The 17,453-nt window shown below is 65.5% G+C and carries 20 protein-coding genes; 16 read left to right on the top strand and 4 right to left on the bottom strand.

Going from position 1 to position 17,453, the window contains the following annotated elements; genetic code table 11:
* Nucleotides 1-47: 47 nt before the first annotated feature.
* Nucleotides 48-1,214 carry an Mrp/NBP35 family ATP-binding protein gene (locus ASC75_RS21855; RefSeq protein WP_055980413.1) on the bottom strand — a complete coding sequence of 389 codons (1,167 nt, stop codon included), beginning with the start codon at nucleotides 1,212-1,214 and terminating at the stop codon, nucleotides 48-50.
* Between the two features lie 207 nt (nucleotides 1,215-1,421).
* Between ASC75_RS21855 and ASC75_RS26220 the strand changes: the two genes are divergently transcribed.
* The 14 genes from ASC75_RS26220 (at nucleotide 1,422) to ASC75_RS21920 (ending at nucleotide 13,160) form a co-directional block, all read left to right on the top strand.
* Nucleotides 1,422-1,619 (top strand): hypothetical protein, encoded by a 198-nt coding sequence (locus ASC75_RS26220; RefSeq protein ID WP_156381352.1) that lies wholly within the window; start codon nucleotides 1,422-1,424, stop codon nucleotides 1,617-1,619.
* On the top strand, nucleotides 1,600-2,010 hold the full coding sequence (locus ASC75_RS21860; RefSeq protein WP_055980416.1) for a DoxX family protein: 411 nt from the start codon (nucleotides 1,600-1,602) through the stop codon (nucleotides 2,008-2,010). Before ASC75_RS26220 ends, ASC75_RS21860 begins: the two co-directional genes overlap by 20 nt.
* 24 nt (nucleotides 2,011-2,034) lie before the next feature.
* Entirely contained in the window at nucleotides 2,035-2,586 is a 552-nt protein-coding gene (locus ASC75_RS21865) for an SRPBCC family protein (protein ID WP_055980420.1), read from the top strand.
* 90 nt (nucleotides 2,587-2,676) lie between these two features.
* Nucleotides 2,677-3,054 carry a VOC family protein gene (locus ASC75_RS21870; protein ID WP_055980424.1) on the top strand — a complete coding sequence of 126 codons (378 nt, stop codon included), beginning with the start codon at nucleotides 2,677-2,679 and terminating at the stop codon, nucleotides 3,052-3,054.
* A gap of 62 nt (nucleotides 3,055-3,116) precedes the next feature.
* Complete coding sequence (locus tag ASC75_RS21875) at nucleotides 3,117-4,016, top strand: LysR family transcriptional regulator (protein ID WP_055980427.1); 900 nt, start codon at nucleotides 3,117-3,119, stop codon at nucleotides 4,014-4,016.
* 141 nt (nucleotides 4,017-4,157) lie between these two features.
* On the top strand, nucleotides 4,158-4,637 hold the full coding sequence (locus ASC75_RS21880) for a formate dehydrogenase subunit gamma (RefSeq protein ID WP_055980430.1): 480 nt from the start codon (nucleotides 4,158-4,160) through the stop codon (nucleotides 4,635-4,637).
* The gene (locus ASC75_RS21885; RefSeq protein ID WP_055980434.1) at nucleotides 4,634-6,190 is read left to right on the top strand and encodes an NADH-quinone oxidoreductase subunit NuoF; all 1,557 of its coding nucleotides are present in this window, start codon (nucleotides 4,634-4,636) and stop codon (nucleotides 6,188-6,190) included. Before ASC75_RS21880 ends, ASC75_RS21885 begins: the two co-directional genes overlap by 4 nt.
* Nucleotides 6,191-6,201: 11 nt before the next feature.
* Nucleotides 6,202-9,081, top strand: coding sequence for a formate dehydrogenase subunit alpha (fdhF, locus tag ASC75_RS21890; protein ID WP_055980437.1), 2,880 nt, complete (start codon nucleotides 6,202-6,204; stop codon nucleotides 9,079-9,081).
* A 7-nt stretch (nucleotides 9,082-9,088) separates the two neighbouring features.
* Nucleotides 9,089-9,916, top strand: coding sequence for a formate dehydrogenase accessory sulfurtransferase FdhD (gene fdhD, locus ASC75_RS21895; protein ID WP_055980439.1), 828 nt, complete (start codon nucleotides 9,089-9,091; stop codon nucleotides 9,914-9,916).
* Nucleotides 9,917-9,926: 10 nt separating this feature from the next.
* On the top strand, nucleotides 9,927-10,157 hold the full coding sequence (locus ASC75_RS21900; protein WP_244487911.1) for a formate dehydrogenase subunit delta: 231 nt from the start codon (nucleotides 9,927-9,929) through the stop codon (nucleotides 10,155-10,157).
* Between the two features lie 93 nt (nucleotides 10,158-10,250).
* Complete coding sequence (locus ASC75_RS21905; protein ID WP_055980981.1) at nucleotides 10,251-11,804, top strand: alpha/beta fold hydrolase; 1,554 nt, start codon at nucleotides 10,251-10,253, stop codon at nucleotides 11,802-11,804.
* A gap of 107 nt (nucleotides 11,805-11,911) precedes the next feature.
* Entirely contained in the window at nucleotides 11,912-12,385 is a 474-nt protein-coding gene (locus ASC75_RS21910) for a carboxymuconolactone decarboxylase family protein (RefSeq protein WP_055980985.1), read from the top strand.
* 52 nt (nucleotides 12,386-12,437) lie between these two features.
* Nucleotides 12,438-12,800, top strand: a complete 363-nt coding sequence (locus tag ASC75_RS21915; RefSeq protein ID WP_055980445.1) for a nuclear transport factor 2 family protein — start codon at nucleotides 12,438-12,440, stop codon at nucleotides 12,798-12,800.
* A gap of 42 nt (nucleotides 12,801-12,842) precedes the next feature.
* Nucleotides 12,843-13,160, top strand: a complete 318-nt coding sequence (locus tag ASC75_RS21920; RefSeq protein ID WP_055980447.1) for a hypothetical protein — start codon at nucleotides 12,843-12,845, stop codon at nucleotides 13,158-13,160.
* Nucleotides 13,161-13,181: 21 nt separating this feature from the next.
* On the opposite strand, the gene ASC75_RS21925 is transcribed toward ASC75_RS21920, so the two are convergent.
* Nucleotides 13,182-13,799, bottom strand: a complete 618-nt coding sequence (locus ASC75_RS21925; protein WP_055980450.1) for a DedA family protein — start codon at nucleotides 13,797-13,799, stop codon at nucleotides 13,182-13,184.
* Complete coding sequence (locus ASC75_RS21930; RefSeq protein ID WP_055980453.1) at nucleotides 13,796-14,395, bottom strand: methyltransferase domain-containing protein; 600 nt, start codon at nucleotides 14,393-14,395, stop codon at nucleotides 13,796-13,798. Before ASC75_RS21930 ends, ASC75_RS21925 begins: the two co-directional genes overlap by 4 nt.
* Before the next feature lie 220 nt (nucleotides 14,396-14,615).
* On the opposite strand from ASC75_RS21930, the gene ASC75_RS21935 reads away from it, so the two are divergent.
* Both ASC75_RS21935 and ASC75_RS21940 read left to right on the top strand, forming a co-directional pair.
* On the top strand, nucleotides 14,616-15,290 hold the full coding sequence (locus tag ASC75_RS21935; protein WP_055980455.1) for a response regulator transcription factor: 675 nt from the start codon (nucleotides 14,616-14,618) through the stop codon (nucleotides 15,288-15,290).
* Nucleotides 15,287-16,678 carry a HAMP domain-containing sensor histidine kinase gene (locus ASC75_RS21940; RefSeq protein ID WP_055980458.1) on the top strand — a complete coding sequence of 464 codons (1,392 nt, stop codon included), beginning with the start codon at nucleotides 15,287-15,289 and terminating at the stop codon, nucleotides 16,676-16,678. Before ASC75_RS21935 ends, ASC75_RS21940 begins: the two co-directional genes overlap by 4 nt.
* On the opposite strand, the gene ASC75_RS21945 is transcribed toward ASC75_RS21940, so the two are convergent.
* Nucleotides 16,675-17,439 carry a DeoR/GlpR family DNA-binding transcription regulator gene (locus ASC75_RS21945; RefSeq protein WP_055980461.1) on the bottom strand — a complete coding sequence of 255 codons (765 nt, stop codon included), beginning with the start codon at nucleotides 17,437-17,439 and terminating at the stop codon, nucleotides 16,675-16,677. The genes ASC75_RS21940 and ASC75_RS21945 overlap by 4 nt on opposite strands.
* Nucleotides 17,440-17,453: the final 14 nt, after the last annotated feature.

Here is a 17,453-nt window from a genome sequence, read left to right on the forward strand (position 1 = left end):
CCTGCTTGCGCGCCGGGGAATGGGGCGGCGAACCGCCCCCGAAACGCCTATTCGAACACGATGGTCGGCGTGGCGGCAGCAGCGGCGCCCTGCTCCTGCTGGAGCCGCTCCCAGACCTTGGTGGCGATGTCGCGATAGGTTTTCGCCTCGACGCTGTCGGGCCGGGCCACCGTGACCGGCGTGCCGGCATCGGAGCTTTCGCGGATGCCCATTTCCAGCGGCACTTCGCCGAGGAAGGTGACGCCGAGGCGCTCGGCTTCCTTCTTCGCGCCGCCATGGCCGAAGATGTCGTAGCGTTTGCCGGTGTCGGGAGCGATGAAATAACTCATGTTCTCGACGATGCCGAGCAGCGGCACGTCGACCTTCTTGAACATGTTCAAGCCCTTGCGAGCGTCGATCAGGGCCAGATCCTGCGGCGTGGAGACGATGACCGCGCCGGCCAGCGGAACCTGCTGGGCCATGGTCAGCTGGGCATCGCCGGTGCCGGGGGGCATGTCGACCACCAGCACGTCGAGCGGACCCCATTCGACCTCGCGCAGCATCTGGGTCAGCGCCGACATGACCATCGGGCCGCGCCAGATCATCGGCGTCTCCTCATCGACGAGGAAGCCCATCGACATGACCTTGAGGCCGAAATTCTGCATCGGCTTCAGAATCTTGCCGTCGACCGTTTCCGGCCGACCATGGATGCCGAGAAGCTTGGGCATCGACGGGCCGTAGATGTCGGCGTCGAGCACGCCGACCTTGAGGCCGTTGGCGGCGAGGCCGAGCGCGATGTTGACCGCCGTCGTCGACTTGCCGACGCCACCCTTGCCGGAGGCAACCGCGATGATCGCGGCGATGCCGGGCACGCCACGCTTGCCTTGCGACTGCGAGGCGGGCGCGTGTGGGGCGGGACGGGCCGCGGGCGCTGCCGCCGGACGCGGCGCCGGCTTCGACGGCACCGGCGCTTCCATGCCGCCGCCCTTCTTCTCGGCGGTCAGGGCGACGACAGCGCCGTTGACGCCGGGAATGGCCTTGACGACGCGTTCTGCGGCGGCGCGCAGCGGCTCCATTTCCTGGGCCCGCGCGGCCGGCACGGTGATCGAGAAGAACACCTTCCCGTCAGCGATGAAGATGTCGGACACCAATCCGAGATCGACGATGTTGCCTGAGAAATCCGGGCCGTTGACCGTCTTGAGACGCTCCACAACGGTTTCTTTGGTGACTGTCATGTGACGAACCTGTCTGCTTCCCTGTTGGGTTTCAGATAATGCAGTTTGGCGAAAGAACCAAGCTACCCGAAATGGCAGCGGGCGGCGCAGGTTGGCACAGAGGCAAAGTGCCCCATGTGTCCAGGGCAGGATTTTTTTCGCCGATGTGTCGGCATCGACCAGCCCGGTGCGTCCTTGGTGAAGAAACCCCAGCCAGGGAGCCGTTCGATGAAATTCGTCAACCACCCGTTCTCCAACGGCAACTGCCGCGAGGCCTTCGGGTTCTATGCCAAGGTTTTCGACGGCGAGATCGTCGGCAATGCTGACGCATCGCGAAATGCCTTGGATGATCAGCCGCGGCAATGCAGGCGCATAGGCGGCGCAAACGCAATTTCACGAGGAAAACATGACCTATCCAGCCATTGAAACGCCCGCAAGTTCGAACGCGGCACTGTGGACCGGCCGCGTGTTGAGCGGCGCGCTGATCACCTTCCTGGTGTTTGACGCGGCAATCAAGCTCGTGCCGCTTCAGGTGGTGATCGAGACCACCGCGGCACTCGGCTTTCCGCCTGAACTTGCCCGGACCCTCGGCGCGCTGACGCTCATCTGCACGGCCCTGTATGCCTGGCCGCGGACGGCGATCCTCGGTGCGATCCTGCTGACCGGCTATCTCGGCGGCGCCATCGCCATCCATCTGCGCATCGGCAACCCGCTGTTTTCGCACACTTTGTTCGGCGTCTATCTCGGGCTGATGGCCTGGGGCGGGCTCTACCTGCGGGATCAGCGCCTGCAGGCGCTGATCCCGTTCCGCCGCTGATCCTGCCATTCCAAGGAGACGACAATGCAGTTCCTCGCCATCATCCTCGGCCTGGCCGTGCTCGCGATCATCGCCATCCTGGCGATCGCCACCACCAAGCCTGCCACTTTCACCATCCGGCGAACGACCTATGTGGATGCAGCACCGGAGGCGATCTTTCCGCTGATCAACGACTTTCGCAGATGGCGCGACTGGTCGCCTTATGAAGACAGGGACGCCGACCTCAAGCGCACGCTGAGCGGCGCCGAAGCAGGCGAAGGCGCGGTCTACGAATGGAGCGGCAACAAGAATGTCGGCACCGGCCGGATGGAGATCACCGATGTGGCGGAGCCGCACAAGATCGTCATCAAGCTCGACTTCATGAAGCCGTTCGAGGCGCACAATGTGGCGCGCTTCACGATGGAGCCACAGGGCGCAAGGACGCGGCTGGGCTGGGAAATGACCGGCCCGTCGCCCTTCATGTCCAAGGTGATGCAGGTGTTCATGAACTTCGACAAGATGGTCGGCGCGGACTTCGAAATGGGCCTCGCCCGGCTCAAGGCGATCGCCGAACAAGAGCGTCTTGCCGCCACGTGACGTCACCGATCAGGCGCCACGAGACCTGTCGCCCCGCCGGGACGGCGCTATTTCATCAGAATGCGGGGGCAACACCAGAAGGAGACTGACATGCTTGGTCAAGTCAACGCCGTTGCCAATCTGGCCGTCAAGGACCTCGGACGCGCCAAGACCTTCTACGAGCGCACGCTCGGCCTCAGGGAAGTCGACCACATGGGCGAGGACGTGTCGGTGCTGAAGAGCGGCGACACCGTGATCAACGTCTATCGGTCGGACTTTGCCGGAACCAACAAGGCGACGGCGGTAAGCTGGGCCGTCGGCGACAAGATCGACAGGCTGGTCGACGAGTTGAAGTCGAAAGGCGTCACATTCGAGCACTACGACATGCCCGATACCCGCCTCGAAGGCGACGTGCATGTCTTCGGCGACATCAGGGTTGCCTGGTTCAAGGATCCCGACGGGAACATACTGAACCTCATCAACCAGTGATTTTCGCAGCAAGTGCAATGTGATGGCTGGCCTAATCGATCGGCGCCGGATAGTTTTCCGGCATGATCGACAAGCTCGAATTCTTCATCGCGCTCGCCAGAGAGCAACATTTCGGACGCGCAGCCGAGGAATGCGGCGTGACCCAGCCGACGCTTTCGGCCGGGATCAAGCAGCTCGAGGACATATTGGGCGTGATGCTGGTGCAGCGCGGTTCGCGGTTCCAGGGCCTGACGCCGGAAGGCAGGCAGGTGCTGGACTGGGCCCGGCGAATCGTCGGCGACACGCGCGCCATGCGCGAGGAGATGCGCGCCGCGCGCCACGGCCTGTCCGGCCGCATCCGGATTGCCGCCATCCCGACGGCGCTGGCGATGATTCCGAGGCTGACGACGCCGTTTCGCGACAAGCATCCCGGCGTCACCTTCTCGATCCTGTCGCGCACGTCGATCGAGGTGCTGTCGCTGCTCGGCAATTTCGAGATCGACGCGGGAATCACCTATCTCGACAACGAACCGCTCGGGCGCGTGACCAGCGTGCCGCTCTATGCCGAGCGCTACCAGTTGATCACCGCCACGGGAAACGAGTATTCCGATCGGGACAAGGTGACGTGGGAAGAGGTGAGCACGCTGCCACTGTGCCTGCTGACCCCCGACATGCAGAACCGCCGCATCATCGACCAGCATCTGGCCGACGCCGGCGTGCAGGTGCGGCCGACACTCGAATCGAATTCGATGATCGTGCTGTTCTCGCACATCCGGACCGGCAAATGGTCGTCGATCATGCCTCTGAACCTCGCGGAAACCTTCGGTTTTGCCGAGCCCATCCGGGCGATCCCGATCATCGAACCGGACGCCAGCCACAATGTCGGGCTGGTGGTGGCGCGCCGCGATCCGAACACCACGCTGGTGCAGGCGTTGCTTGACGAAGCCATGACGCTGGCAGGCGATTTCCGCCGCAAGGCCTGAGCTATACTCCACCTGGTTTTGTCCACTCGATAGAAAATTTTTATCATGTGACGAAACAGCTTTATTGATTCCGGCGGCCAAGATCGGTTTCAATAGGAATATAGCGCCCATGTAAGGCGCCAGTGTCAGGGAGGGCGCTGCGTGGTCATGCAGCCAGCAAGTACCGAACTCGCCGCGCGTACGGCCGCGGTGATCAGCGAAATGAAGAACCTCGAGGGTCCGCTGATCCCGATTCTTCACGGTGTCCAGGAAGAGTTTGGCTATGTTCCGCAGGAGAGCCTGCCGATCATCGCCGAGGCGCTGAACATTTCGCGGGCCGAAGTCCACGGCGTGTTCACCTTCTACCATGATTTCCGCCACAACCCGGCCGGACGGCATGTGCTGAAGGTCTGCCAGGCCGAGGCCTGCCAGTCGATGGGCAGCGACGCCATCGCCGCCCAGATCAAGCAGACGCTCGGCATCGGCTTCCACGAGACCAGCAAGGACGGCGCGGTGACCCTGGAGCCGATCTATTGCCTCGGCCTGTGCGCCTGTGCGCCGGCCGCGATGCTCGACGGCGAAGTGATCGGCCGGCTCGACGCAGACAAGATCGAAGAAATCGCCGAAGAGGTGCGCAAATGAGCGTGACGATCTACGTTCCCGGCGATTCCGGCGCGCTTTCGCTCGGTGCCGAAAAGGTCGCCAAGGCGATCGCCAAGGAAGCTGCCGACCGCGGCGTCGATGCCAAGATCGTGCGCAACGGCTCGCGCGGCCTGTACTGGCTCGAGCCGATGGTCGAAGTTGTGACCGACGCCGGCCGCGTCGCCTACGGCCCGGTAGCGGCCAAGGACGTGGCCTCGCTGTTCGACGCAGGTTTCGTCACCGGCGGCCAGCACAAGCTGTCGCTCGGCGACCCGGAAAAGCTGCCCTACGTCGCCAAGCAGACGCGCCTGACCTTTGCGCGCTGCGGCATCACCGACCCGCTGTCGCTGGAAGACTACGAAGCGCATGGCGGCCTGACCGGCCTGCGCAACGCGGTCAAGATGGCCCCCGCAGACGTCGTCAAGCAGGTGACCGAGTCCGGCCTGCGCGGCCGCGGCGGCGCCGGCTTCCCGACCGGCATCAAGTGGAAAACGGTCCTCGATACGGCAGCCGACCAGAAATACATCGTCTGCAATGCCGACGAAGGCGACTCGGCGACCTTCGCCGACCGCATGATCATGGAAGGCGACCCCTTCGTGCTGATCGAGGGCATGGCAATCGCCGGCCTCGCGACCCACGCCACCAAGGGCTACGTCTACATCCGTTCCGAATACCCGCATGCCATCGCGGTGATGACGAAGGCGGTCGAGGTCGCCAGGAAAGCAGGCGTACTAGGCAAGAGCGTTCTCGGATCCTCCCAAGGCTTTGACATCGAGATTCGCTCCGGCGCAGGGGCCTATGTCTGCGGCGAGGAAACCTCGCTGCTGAACAGCCTCGAAGGCAAGCGCGGCGTGGTGCGCGCCAAGCCGCCGCTGCCGGCCATCCAGGGCCTGTTCGGCAAGCCAACCGTCATCAACAACGTGATCTCGCTCGCCTCCGTGCCGATCGTCATGGACAAGGGCGCGCAGTACTACAAGGACTTCGGCATGGGCCGCTCGCGCGGCACCATCCCGATCCAGATCGCCGGCAACGTCAAGCATGGCGGCCTGTTCGAAGTGGCCTTCGGCCTGACGCTGGGCGAGATCGTCGACGAGATCGGCGGCGGCACCGCATCGGGACGTCCGGTCAAGGCGGTGCAGGTCGGCGGCCCGCTCGGCGCCTACTTCCCGCGCGCCCTGTTCGACACGCCGTTCGACTACGAGGCCTTCGCGGCCAAGGACGGCCTGATCGGCCACGCCGGCATCACCGTGTTCGACGACAGCGCCGACATGCTGAAGCAGGCACGCTTCGCCATGGAATTCTGCGCCATCGAAAGCTGCGGCAAGTGCACGCCCTGCCGCATCGGTTCGACGCGTGGCGTCGAGACGCTCGACAAGCTGGCCCAGAACATCGAGCCGGAAAAGCAACTCGCGCTGGTGACCGACCTCTGCAATACTATGAAGTTCGGTTCGCTCTGCGCCCTCGGCGGCTTCACGCCCTATCCGGTGATGAGCGCCATCAATCACTTCCCTGAAGACTTCCGGCCGGCAACGGTCGCCCAGGCAGCGGAATAGGAGACAGCATCATGGGTCTCGTACACGAAATCGACTTCGGCACCCCCGCCTCCAAGTCCGAGAAACAAGTCACCCTCACCGTCGACGGCTTCGAGGTCACCGTGCCCGAGGGCACCTCGATCATGCGCGCCTCGATGGACGCCGGCATCGAGATCCCGAAGCTGTGCGCCACCGACATGGTCGACGCCTTCGGCTCCTGCCGGCTCTGCCTGGTGGAGATCGAAGGCCGCAACGGCACGCCGTCCTCCTGCACGACGCCGGTGGCGCCGGGCATGGTGGTGCACACCCAGACCGGACGTCTCAAGGACATCCGCAAGGGCGTGATGGAGCTCTACATCTCCGACCACCCGCTGGACTGCCTGACCTGCGCTGCCAATGGCGACTGCGAACTGCAGGACATGGCCGGCGCCGTCGGCCTGCGCGACGTGCGCTATGGCTATGAAGGCGACAACCACGTTCGCGCCAAGAACGACGGCGCCGAAAACTTCAAGTGGATGGCCAAGGACGAATCCAACCCCTACTTCACCTACGATCCGTCCAAGTGCATCGTCTGCTCGCGCTGCGTCCGTGCCTGCGAAGAGGTGCAGGGCACCTTTGCGCTGACGATCGAAGGCCGTGGCTTCGACAGCCGCGTTTCGCCGGGCGCACATGAACTGTTCCTCGACAGCGAGTGCGTGTCGTGCGGCGCCTGCGTGCAGGCCTGCCCGACGGCGACACTGACGGAAAAGTCGGTCATCGAGATCGGCCAGCCGGAACACTCGGTCGTCACCACCTGCGCCTATTGCGGCGTCGGCTGCTCGTTCAAGGCCGAGATGCGCGGCGAAGAGCTGGTGCGCATGGTGCCGTGGAAGGACGGCAAGGCCAATCGCGGCCACTCCTGCGTCAAGGGCCGCTTCGCCTATGGCTACGCCACCCACAAGGAGCGCATCCTCAACCCGATGATCCGCGAGAAGATCTCCGATCCGTGGCGCGAAGTGTCGTGGGAAGAGGCGATCGAATACACCAACAAGGAATTCCGCCGCATCCAGTACCAGTACGGCCGTGGCGCCGTCGGCGGCATCACCTCGTCGCGCTGCACCAACGAGGAGACCTACCTCGTCCAGAAGCTGATCCGTCAGGGCTTCCGCAACAACAACGTCGATACCTGCGCCCGCGTCTGCCACTCGCCGACCGGCTACGGCCTCGGCCAGACCTACGGCACCTCGGCCGGCACGCAGGACTTCGATTCGGTCGAGCAGACTGACGTGGCTCTGATCATCGGCGCCAACCCGGCCTCGGCACACCCGGTCTTCGCCTCGCGCCTGAAGAAGCGCATTCGCGCCGGTGCCAAGCTGATCGTCATCGATCCGCGCCGCACGGAAATGGTCAAGTCGGCGCACATCCAGGCCGAGCATCACCTGGCGCTGAAGCCGGGCACGAACGTGGCCGTGGTTACCGCGATGGCGCATGTCATCGTCACCGAGGGCCTGTTCAACGAGGCGTTCATCCGCGAGCGCTGCGACTGGTCGGAATTCCAGGACTACATCGAGTTCGTCTCGGATCCGCGCCACAGCCCCGAGGAAGTCGAGAAGCTGTCGGGCGTTCCGGCGGAGACGATCCGCGGTGCGGCCCGCCTCTACGCAACCGGCGGCAACGGCGCGATCTACTACGGCCTCGGCGTGACCGAGCACAGCCAGGGTTCGACCACCGTCATCGGCATCGCCAACCTCGCCATGCTGACCGGCAACATCGGCCGGCCGGGCGTCGGCGTGAACCCGCTGCGCGGCCAGAACAACGTGCAGGGCTCGTGCGACATGGGCTCGTTCCCGCACGAACTGCCGGGTTACCGCCACGTCTCGGGCGATGCGGTGCGCGACATCTATGACAGCCTGTGGGGCGTCAAGCTCGACGAAGAGCCGGGCCTGCGCATCCCCAACATGCTGGACGCGGCCGTCGACGGCACGTTCAAGGGCATCTACATCCAGGGCGAAGACATCCTGCAGTCCGACCCCGACACCAAGCACGTCTCCGCCGGCCTCGCCGCGATGGAATGCGTGGTGGTGCAGGACCTGTTCCTGAACGAGACGGCGAACTACGCGCACGTCTTCCTGCCGGGCTCGACCTTCCTCGAGAAGGACGGCACCTTCACCAACGCCGAACGCCGCATCAACCGCGTGCGCAAGGTGATGACCCCGAAGAACGGCTACGCCGACTGGGAAGTGACGCAGTTGCTCGCCCAGGCCATGGGCCTCAACTGGAACTACAAGCACCCGTCCGAGATCATGGACGAGATCGCCAAGACCACCCCGTCCTTCGCGCTCGTCTCCTACGACCGGCTGGAGAAGATGGGTTCGGTCCAGTGGCCGTGCAACGAGAAGGCACCGGAAGGCACGCCGATCATGCACATCGACGGCTTCGTCCGCGGCAAGGGCAAGTTCATCCGCACCGAATACGTGGCCACGGACGAAAAGACCGGCCCGCGCTTCCCGCTGCTGCTCACCACCGGCCGCATCCTCAGCCAGTACAATGTCGGCGCGCAGACGCGGCGCACCGAGAACGTCGCCTGGCATGCGGAAGACCTGCTCGAAATCCATCCGCACGACGCCGAGAACCGCGGCCTGCGCGATGGCGACTGGGTCAGGCTGAAGAGCCGCGCCGGTGAGACGACGCTGCGGGCGCAGGTTACCGACCGCGTGTCGCCGGGCGTGGTCTACACGACCTTCCACCACCCCGACACGCAGGCCAACGTCATCACCACCGACTTCTCGGACTGGGCAACCAACTGTCCGGAATACAAGGTGACGGCGGTGCAGGTGTCGCCTTCCAACGGTCCGTCCGACTGGCAGAAGGAATACAACGAGCAGGCACAGCAGAGCCGCCGCATCGCCGGCCATCTGGAAGCTGCGGAGTAACCCAGCGGTGAGCGACCGTCCCGCCATCACCCAGACATCCCGCCTCGCCCGACGGGCGAGCGGGACCTCGGCGGCCAATCGCATGGTGCCCGAGGAGACGCCGGTGGCGCTGTCCTATGGCGGCACCACGCATGCGGTGATGATGGCGAGCCCGGCCGACTTCGAGGATTTCGCGCTCGGCTTTTCGCTGACCGAAGGCATCATCGGCTCGGTCGAGGAGATCGAGTCGATCGAGGTGCTCGACGTCGAGGCCGGCATCGACATCCAGATCCGGCTCAAGGACAAGGCCAACAAGCGCTTCGAACAGCGTCGGCGCCGCCTCGCCGGCCCCGTCGGCTGCGGCCTGTGCGGCATCGAATCCATCGAGGAAGCGATGCGCTCGGTCTGCGACGTGCACCGGCCGGTGCTCGGCCTTGCCGCCGAGGACATCGTGCAGGCGGTCAAGATGCTGTCCAAGATGCAGCCGCTTCACGCCGAAACGGGCGCGGTGCATGCCGCCGGCTTCTACGTGCCGGGCAAGGGCGTGGTCGCGGCGCGCGAGGACGTCGGGCGCCACAACGCGCTCGACAAGCTGGCCGGCGCGCTTGACCGGGCCGGCATCGCCGGCGGTTCGGGCGCGGTGGTGGTGACCAGCCGCGTCTCGGTCGAGATGGTGCAGAAGACGGCGGCCATCGGCGCGCCCTTCATCATCGCCGTCTCGGCGCCCACGGCATTGGCCATCCGCACCGCCGAACAGGCGGGCATGACACTCGTCGCGCTGGTGCGCGGCGACGATTTCGACATCTTCACCCACCCTGACCGCGTGAATACCGGAGCCGCGAAAAATGTCGCATGATGACGGCAGGATGAGCACCAAGCAAAAGCTCGTCTACATGGCGAACCAGATCGCCACTTTCTTCGATTCGAAGCCGCACGAGGAAGGTGTGGCGGGCATCGCCGAGCACATCAACAAGTTCTGGGACCCGCGCATGCGCCGCCAGTTCTTCGAGATGCTGGACGCCGGCGGCGACGGCATGAAGCCGACCGTGATCGAGGCTGGAGCCACGATCCGGCGCCCCAGGCAGGACGCCGCCTGAGCGCATAGCGACGGGCGGAACAGGCCGTTCCTCCCGACCAAACATCTGCTATGTTAACCATCCCTAATGGTTTTTGCCGACGGGGTGGCTCCGATGAGGCCGATCGCGACCCGGTATGCGCGCAGCGGTGACGTCCATATTGCCTATCAGGTGGTCGGCCAGGGGCCGATCGACCTGGTTTTCGTGCCGGGTTTCATCTCCAATCTCGACCTGCACTGGGAAGACGAAGGCTACAGCCGGCTGTTGCACCGGCTGTCGGCCTTTTCCCGGCTGATCCTGTTCGACAAGCGCGGAACCGGGCTGTCCGACCGGGTCGACGCGCATGCCCTGCCCAGCCTCGAAACGCGCATGGACGACGTGCGCGCGGTGATGGACGCCGTCGGATCGAGCCGTGCCGCGATCCTGGGCGCGTCGGAGGGCGCGCCGATGGCGATCCTGTTTGCCGCGACCTATCCGGAGCGCACCCGGTCGCTGGTGCTCTATGGCGGCTACGCGCAGTTCCACAGATGGGTGATGGCGCGGGACCGGCTCGACGCCTTCATCGAGGCGGCGGCGACCGCGTGGGGCACAGGCGCAACCCTGGCGCAGTTCGCGCCCGGACGTGTCGACGACAGCCGCTTCGCCAACTGGTGGGCCCGCTTCGAGCGCCTGTCGGCGAGCCCGGCCGCCGCCGCCGCACTGGCCCGGATGAACGCGGACATCGACGTACGTGGCGAGCTGGCGCGCATCCGCGCGCCGACGCTGCTGATCCATCGCCGCAACGACGCGCGGGTCAATCCCGACGCCAGCCGCTACCTCGCGCAGAAGATCCCCGGGGCGCGGCTTGCCGAGATCACCGGGCGCGACCATCCGATCTGGACGGGCGACGTCAACCGTGTCGCCGACCTGGTCGAGGAATTCCTGACCGGGGCGCATGCGGCACCCGACACGGAACGGGTGCTGGCCGCCCTGCTGGTCACCCGCATTTCGGATACGGCACGGCTGGGCGACCGGATGTGGAGCGAGCGCAGCCTGCGCTTCCACGAGACCTGGCGCCTCCTGGTCGGGCGACACGGCGGCCGCGTCGCCGACCAGCATGGCGAAATGCTGGTCTCGCGCTTCGACGGCCCGGCACGGGCGGTGCGCTGCGCCGCCGCCCTGCGCGAGGCGGCCCAGGACATCGGCATCGCCAGCGCGCAAGGCGTGCATGTCGGCGAAGTCGAGATGCGCGGGCCTCTCTCCGGTCTGGCGATCCGCGTGGCGGCGCAGATCGCCGACCATGCCGGGCGCGGCGGCATCCTCGCCTCGCGGCTGGTCGCCGATCTTGCCGCCGGTTCGGGCCTGCGTTTCATCGATGCCGGAAGGTTGCCCCTCGACGATCTCGACGAGCCGCTGGCGCTGGTCGAGGCGACGTCGGAACAGCACCTGGAACCGGCCTGCCGCAGCCGGGCGATCACGGTGGAGCCATCGACCCTGACGGTGCGCGAGAACGAGGTGGTGGCACTGATCGCCGACGGCAAGAGCAATGCCGCGATCGCCGCGGAGCTCAGCCTCAGCGAGCACACGGTCAAGCGCCATGTCGCCAACATCCTGCTGAAGCTCGACCTGCCGTCACGCGCGGCGGCAGCGGCGTTTGCCGCCCGCCAGGCTGGCCCGGACGGGCCATAGCGGAAATGGCCCTTTCGGGCGAAGCGGAAAGGCGTCGCCGGCGGCTACAAATTCTCCCCATGCAGGCAGGCTGAAATCGGGCCTCGCACCTGCCGATGGAGGAAAAGATGAGCAAGAGCAGACTGTTCGCATCGCTCGCGGTTGCCGCCGGACTCGCCGCTTTGGCCACATCCGGCGCCATCGCCGAAGACGCCACTGCCGCGACGACCTACAAGGACATCGAGGCCACGCTCGGCTCGGTGCCCGGCTTCTTCAAACAGTTTCCGGAGGCCGGCGTCGCCGGCGCCTGGGCCGAATTCAAGGGCATTCAGCTCAACCCCAAGACCGAGCTGGACGGCAAGACCAAGGAACTGCTCGGCCTGGCGGTCGCAGCGCAGATCCCGTGCCAGTACTGCATCTATTTCCACACCGCGGCCGCCAAGGCCAACGGCGCCACCGACGAGGAGATCCGCGAGGCCGTGGCGATGTCGGCGATCGTGCGTCACTGGTCGACGGTGCTGAACGGCATGCAGGTCGACTACCCGCAGTTCAAGCAGGAGGTCGACACGGCCATGGCAGCGGCCAAGGCCAAGTCGCAATAGGCCCACCGACCGATCAACCAGGTGCCCAACGCGGCACCGAAAGGAGGAACACATGCTTGCCACCAAGGAAGCCGTGACCGGTGCCTCGATCAAGAAGGCGATCGAAGGCCGCGACGGCAAGATGCTGTCCAGCTTCTATGCCGACGACGCGCTGGTGCGCGTCATCGACCGCAACAACCCGCCGAGCAAGCCACGCGAGATCCGCGGCCGGGCTGCGATCACCACCTTCTGGGATGACATCTGCAGCCGGGCGATGACCCACCGCGTCGACACCACCATCGCGCAAGGCGACAGCCTCGCCTTCTCGCAAGCCTGTGCCTACCCGGACGGCACCAAGGTTTTCTGCGCCGCCATGCTGGAACTCAAGGATGGCAAGATCGCGCGGCAGACCGTCGTGCAGGCCTGGGACGAGTGATCGGATGCGGGCGAATGGTCGCCCGCAGAATGGGAGGAAGCCATGTTCGTCGCACGCTGGAAGATCGATGCCCGCTTCGGGCACAAACAAAGCGCCATCGATCTGTTGCGCCAATGGGAACGTGAAATCGGTCCGCAAGCCGGGACCGACAAGATGGCGATGCAGATCCTGACCGGATCGATCGGCGCCAAGGAAGCCACGATCGAGGTCAACCACAACGTCGAAAGCCTGGCGCAGATCGAAGAGATGTTCGCCAAGCTGTCGAAGATCGACGCCCACGCCCAATGGGGAAAGAAGCTCGAGCCCTTCGTGGTCTCAGGCTCGTCCTACTGGAACTTCTATCGCGTGATCCAGGACTGACGGCCACCGGTCCACCAATGCCTATCGGGGCGGTTCGCCCGGAGGGCGGTCTTCGGCCGGCCTCCGGGTGCTGTGGCGCAATGCCAGGAGGAAGACGATCTCGGCGGCGACGACGATCGCAACGATGCGGAAGCCGATGGTCACCGGATCGTGGTCGCCGTCGCGCATCAGATAGCCGCCGACCAGGAAGGCGGAATTCCAGATCAGGGCGCCGCACAGCGTGGCGAGTGCGAAGGGCAGGAAGGAAAGCCGCAGGACGCCGGCCTCGAGCGCCAGGTAGGTGCGCGCCACCGGCACCAGTTGCGCCACCAGCGAAGCCCGGAAGTTGTTGCGGCGATAGGCCTGCGTCAGCCGGTGGTAGGTGGCGTGCTTGAGGAAGACGAATTTGCCGAAACGCCGAACGAAGGCATCGGCGCGGTCAGGCCCCAGCCAGTTGCCGCCGGCGTACCAGATCATCGAACCAAGGGTCGACCCGATCATGGTCGCAAACATCAGCGCGACGAGCGTCTGCATGTCCGGGGCGGCGGTCATGCCGAGAAACAGCAGCAGCACATGCGACGGTGGGACCGGCGATATCTTCTCGGTGAAGGCAAGACACGCCGCGCCAAACAGTCCGAAGCCCAGGATCGATGGAATCATGCAAAACGCCAGTCGTAACTCTTTGCCGGCTTCATCCTGATGATCCGATAGACTGCGGCCGGCGGCAGATTGCGGAAAGTATGGCCAACGCGCGTCACTTCGAGATCGAGCCTGTCGAGCAGCGGCTGATCGATAGGACAACGGAAGCCGTAAGTGAATATATACATCGCCCCATCGGGCCTGACATTAGCGAAAACGCCTTCGAGGATGGCGAGCGTCTGGCGCGGCGGGATCGCCAGGAAAGGCAGGCCGCTGACGGCGGCGCCGGCGACCGGGCCATCAAAGAGCGGCCGGCTGCGCAGTTCGGCTGCGTCCATTTCCAGCACGCGCGCGCGGGGAAAGCGGCGGCGGAGCAGGTGGGTCAGGCTGGCGTCGAACTCGATCAGCGTCAGGTCCTCCTCGCGAACGCCGCGCGCCAGCATCGCCCGGGTGAGTGACCCGGTTCCGGCGCCGAGTTCCAGCACCGGACCGGTCTCCGGCCCGAGGTGACGCGTCATCAGGGTCGACAGGCTGGCACCCGATGGCGCGACAGCGCCCATCTTCAGCGGCGCACGGGCCCAGGCCTTGAGAAAGGTCAATGTTTCGCTCGCAGTCATTTCCGAACCTCTTTCGTATTCATCACGGCCGGCGAATCGGCCGCCGACGGCTGGTCGGGGCTGTTTGCGGCCACTGGATTACACAGGCATTGCGGGAAATCCGGAGTTCCGGCATTTCTCGGTTGCATCGCCGGGCGGTTGTTTCGCAATGCTTCGGCAATGTTGAGTCGTTAGCCCGGCCACATCTCACATCCGTTCGTGCACCTATCGGGGACGTTGAATGCGTATATTGCTGGTCGAAGACGAGCCTGAACTGGCCTCGGCCCTGCGCACAGCGCTGAAGCGGCACGACATGGTGGTCGACCACGCCGCCTCCCTGCTGGAAGCCGGCGACTTCGCCGCCGAAGATGCCTATGACGCCATCCTGCTCGACCGCCAGCTGCCCGACGGAGACGGCCTGACGCTGGTGCCCAAGCTGCGGGCACGCGGCAACGCCACGCCGGTGCTGGTTCTGACGGCACGCAGCGACACCTCCGACAAGGTCGACGGCCTCGACATGGGCGCTGACGACTACCTGGCCAAGCCCTTCGCCTTCGAGGAGCTGCTGGCCCGCTTGCGCGCCCTGCTGCGCCGGCCCGCCAACATGCAGACGCAGGTGATCCGGGCCGGCCAGATGGCATTCGATTTCGGCCATCGCGAGGTTTCGATCCGCGGCGAGGCGCTGACCCTGCCCCGCCGCGAGCTTCTGGTGCTGGAGGCGCTGCTGAGGCGCATGGGACGCATGGTGCAACGCGCCTCGCTGATGGAGGCGGTGTTCGGTCTCGACGACGAGATCCAGTCCAACGCGCTCGACACCCACGTCTCGCGCCTGCGGCGCAAGCTTGCCGAGGCGGACGGCGGCGTTGAGATCAACGGCGTGCGCGGCGTCGGCTACATGCTGCGCGAGACGTCATGAACGCCGTCCGCATTCTCCGCTCGCTCAAGCGCTTCTTCCGCCCGATCTCGCTGAAATGGCGGTTGGTGTGGCGGCTCGTCGTGCTGCAGGTGGTTCTGCTGACGCTGCTGATCGGCGTGGTATTCGGCGCCCTGATCGTCACCGGCGTCATTCCCGACAATTACGAGGGGCGTGCCGTCCAGGTGCTGGTGAAGGACGTGCGCAAGGATCCCTCGGGCGAACTTGTGCTGAAGAACGGCAAGGCATTGGCCGACCTGCGCAAGGAAGTACCCGAGCTTTGGTTCGTGCTGCGCGACGAGCACGGGCATTCGATGTCGGAAGGCACCGTGCCGCCGGAGTTTGCCCGGATGGCCGCCGCGCTCGACCATATCGACAGTGCGAGGCTGGTCTGGAAGAAAGGAACGACGCTGCCTGCGGCGTCGGTGGACTGGTACGACACCAACGCCGGCAGGGTCCAGATATTCACCGGCGCGCAAGGTCGCTTCAAGATCACGGCGCTGCTGGAAATAACGCCAGAGATATTCACCGACTTCATCCTGCCGGTCGGTGGCGTGATGTCGGTGGCGACGCTGCTGGTGATCCCGCTGGTGGTCCGCAACGCCTTCGCCGGCCTGCGGCGCGCGGCCGCCGAGGCGCAGAAGATCGACATCGACGAACGTGGCGTTCGCCTGCCGGTGGAGCAGATACCCTTGGAGATCGCGCCTCTGGTCAAAGCCGTCAACGGGGCGCTCGACCGCCTCGACAAGGGCTATGAACGGCACAAGCGCTTCCTGATCGACGCCGCGCATGAGCTGCGCACGCCCGTCGCCATCCTCAACACGCGCATCACCTCCCTGCCGGCGACGCCGGAGCGGGCACGGCTGCTGCAGGACACAGCCCGGCTGTCGACGCTGACCGACCAGCTGCTCGACATCCAGCGCCTGGGGCGGCAATCGGAACGTCTCGTCCGCGTCGACCTCGTGGCCCTGGCGCGCGGCGTCATCGTCGATCTCGCGCCGATGGCTTTTGCCGCGGGCTACGAGATGACATTCGAACCGTCAGTTGGAGAGCTGATCATCAGCGGCGACCAGACGGCGATCGAACGGGCCGTCACCAATCTGGTGCAGAATGCCATCGAGCATGGCGGCAATGCCGGCCGGATCGGCATTGCGATCGAGCTGCCGGCGACGATCGAGATCTCCGATGAAGGCGAAGGCGTGCCGGCATCCGAACGCGACAAGATCTTCGAGCCGTTCTACCGGCTGCGCTCGCGCGGGCATGGTGCCGGCCTCGGCCTCAACCTGGTCCAGGAGATCATGCAGATGCATGGCGGCCGCATCGAACTGGCCAGCGGCGAGCAACGCGGCGCCCGCTTCAGGCTGGTGTTTCCACGCGAGCCGCTGGCCTAGCGGCCGGATATCGACAGTTGCGCGCCCGCCTCGGCCAGCGCCCCGGCGAGGTCGTCCGGGGGCTGGCGGTCGGTGAAAAGCTCGGTGAAGCCGGAGAAGCCGCAGACCTGGACCAAGCCCTGGCGGCCGAACTTGGTGTGGTCGGTCACGACAACGGAACGCTGGCCGCGCGCCAGGACCATGCGGGCGAACTCGGCTTCCTCAAGATTGTAGTCCATCACCCCATTGGCGGCGTCGACGGCACCGGCGGAAATCACCGCATGGGTGACGGCGAACCGGCTGACGAACTCGATGGCCGAGACGCCGAAGGCAGCGCCGCTGTCGCTGCGCAGCTCGCCGCCGGCCATGTAGACCTTGTTGCCGTTGACGGTGGCCAGCGTCCGGGCGATGTCGGACGAGTTGGTCACCACCGTCAGGCGGCGATGGCCAAGCAGTTCCCGGGCGAGATAGCTCGTCGTCGTGCCGGTATCGAGCATGACCGACTCTCCGTCATGGATGGTGGCGGCGACGGCCTTGGCGATGGCCCGCTTGGCCTCGGCATTTTCGCGCATGCGGCGCTCGAAGGGCGCTTCGCCGACGGCCGACGGCAGGCCGATGGCGCCGTGCATCTTGAGGATCGCACCATCCGAGGCCAACGGCTTGACGTCGCGGCGCACGGTTTCCAGCGAGACCCCGAGCTTGTCGGCAAGGTCGGCGATGGTGATCGTGCCCTCGTCTTCGAGCAGGCGCAGGATTTCGCTGTGGCGCTTGGAGTGATTCATCAGGCGGCCCCGCT

It is taken from the genome of Aminobacter sp. DSM 101952 (assembly GCF_001424795.1).
In the GTDB taxonomy this organism is placed as follows: Bacteria; Pseudomonadota; Alphaproteobacteria; order Rhizobiales; family Rhizobiaceae; genus Aminobacter; species Aminobacter aganoensis.